The organism is Prevotella sp. P2-180, assembly GCF_002251435.1.
Classification (GTDB): domain Bacteria; phylum Bacteroidota; class Bacteroidia; order Bacteroidales; family Bacteroidaceae; genus Prevotella.
On the sequence record NZ_NPJI01000064.1, the window covers coordinates 1 to 598 of the forward strand.

Annotated in this window: 1 pseudogene; it reads right to left on the reverse strand. The window is 54.2% G+C overall.

Annotation, left to right across the window (positions count from 1 at the left end):
• Positions 1–233: 233 nt before the first annotated feature.
• Positions 234–598, reverse strand: a pseudogene (locus CIK98_RS18125) (DNA-binding protein); the annotation flags it as partial.

A 598-nucleotide genomic window follows, 5' to 3' on the forward strand; every position in this document is an offset into this window, starting at 1 on the left:
TACTAATGAAAGAGGGTGAATGCCAAGGCATTTAGAGCTTATAGAGAGCTGCGCATCATGTTTGCCGCATGGAAACTCTGTGTCCTCTGTCGCTTGCGACCTTCTCTATAAAACCACAAATCTCTTTGTCTCTTCATCTCTGTGGTTTAAATTAAACGCTTATACATAGAGAATTATCTCATACGAAACTTAAGCTTTTTAGGGTAGGGGCGGGTGAGACTCCCGCCCTCCTGTTACTGCCCGAGGTCATCGCCGCCGCTGCCGCCGCCGCTGGCGTCCTCACCTCCGCTCGGGTTCTCTGGGTCCTCAATCTCTCCCGAGTCGCCGGAGTTCACACGCTTCACCACGTTTCCGTTGCGGTCGTAGCAAGTGATGCTGATGGCAGCCTCCTTGAGCGCCTTCTTCACATCTACCGACGGGGTGAAGATAATCTTTCGGGTGGTGATGAGGCTCGACGCCACCAAGTTCACATCCTCCACGGCCTTTGAGTTCACCGCGAATCGCATCGTACCGAGTCCCGGCACCACAACCGAGTGTCCCTCCGTTCCCCATGCCTTGATGGTATGTCCGATGGCGTCGTAAGCCGCCTTGAGTGCAC